Origin of the sequence: Mycobacterium sp. 1274761.0 (assembly GCF_001668615.1) — a bacterium.
Lineage (GTDB): Bacteria > Actinomycetota > Actinomycetes > Mycobacteriales > Mycobacteriaceae > Mycobacterium.
Genome location: NZ_LZMC01000050.1, coordinates 1 through 1696 on the forward strand (window position 1 = coordinate 1; position 1696 = coordinate 1696).

1 protein-coding gene is annotated in these 1696 nt (G+C 66.6%); it reads right to left on the reverse strand.

Annotation, left to right across the window (positions count from 1 at the left end; all coding sequences use genetic code 11):
• On the reverse strand, positions 1–1696 hold a 1696-nt coding region (locus A5651_RS08480; protein ID WP_231988621.1), incomplete at both ends, for a condensation domain-containing protein.

Below are 1696 nucleotides of genomic sequence, written 5' to 3' on the forward strand. Positions count from 1 at the left end.
TGGTCAACGCGATTAGCACCCGCTGCAACCGCGCTACCAGGGTGTGGATGGTGTCGGGGTTGTAGACGTCGGTGCGGAATTCCACTTCACCCGTAATGCCGGCGGGCTCGCCAGTGGGGTTCCAGCGTTCCCCGAGGGAGAATGTCAGATCCATTCGGGCGGTGCGGGTGTCGGCCGGCAGCCGGGTGATCTGGGCATCGCCTAGGCGCAACCCGGTGAGGTCGCTGTCTTGTCCGGTGAAGTTCTGCCAGGTCAACGCTACTTGCACGAGCGGTGCATGGGTCAGCGACCGGGTCGGGTTGAGCCGTTCCACCAGCACTTCGAAGGGCAGTTCCTGGTGTTCGTAGGCCGCCAGGCTGCGGGCGCGCACCTGGGTCATCAGCTCAGCAACGGTGGGGTTGCCGGTGAGGTCGACCCGTAACACCAGCGTGTTGACGAAGAAACCCACCAGGGCTTCCAGGGCCGGATCGCCACGTCCGGCGATGGCGAACCCGACGGCCACGTCGCTGCTGGCGCTGACCTTCGCCAACAGGACCGCCAGCGCCGCTTGGATCATCATGAAACTGGTTGCATCGTGGACGCGGGCGGCCGCGGCGATCTGCTGCTGCAGCTCGGGCGACCAGTCCACGGCTACCCGGGCGCCGCGGTAATCGGCCACCGGCGGATAGGGCCGATCGGTGGGCACCTCCAAACGGTCGGGCAGCCCAGCCAGGGCCTGCTCCCAGTAACGGAGCTGGGCGGCGATGCGGCTATCAGGGTCGTTGAGATCGCCCAGCTGGGCGCGCTGCCAAAGGGTGTAGTCGACATACTGCACCGGCAACGGCGCCCAGTCGGGGGCCTGTCCGGCGCACCGGCTGGTATAGGCCACCGCCAGATCGGTCACCATTGGCCGGACCGACCAGCCGTCAGCAGCGATATGGTGGACCACCGCCACCAACACGTGCTCCTCGTCGCTGCGGCGGAAAAGCTTGGCCCGCAAGGGAATCTGGGTCGCCAAGTCAAACGGCTGCTGCACCGCGGCGTCGATGGCGTCAACTAGTCGGGCCTCGGCCCACCCGGCGGCGTCGATCACCTCCCAGCCCTGGTCGACCTGCTCGACGGGCAGCACCACCTGCTGGGGAACACCCTCAGCAGCCACGAACACGGTGCGCAGGCTCTCATGACGGCCGATCACATCGGCCCAGGCTGCACCTAATGCCTCGGCATCGACGTGGCCGACCAGCTGCAGCGCCACGGCCATGTGGTGAATCGCCGACGCACCCTGTAATTGATCGGCGAACCACAACCGCTGCTGGGCAAACGACAGTGGCACCACTGCCGGGCGCGTCACCGTAATCAACGGTTCCATTCCGCCGCCACCACCCACCCGCGGCGCCAATCGGGCAACCGACGGCGCCTCGAACAACGCCCGCACCGACAAACCGGCATCAAACGAAGTGTTGATGGCCGCGATCGCGCGCATCGCCGACAGCGAGTCGCCGCCGAGTTCGAAGAAGGAGTCATCGATGCCGACCCGGTCGAGGCCCAGGACGTTGGCGTAAATCCCGGCCAGGATTTCTTCGGTGAGGGTTTCTGGGGCGCGGTAACGGTCGGCGCCGTGGTATTCCGGTGCCGGCAGGGCGCGTTTGTCGAGTTTGCCGTTGACCGTCAACGGCAAGCTGGCCAGCACCACCACGGCCACGGGCACCATGTAGCC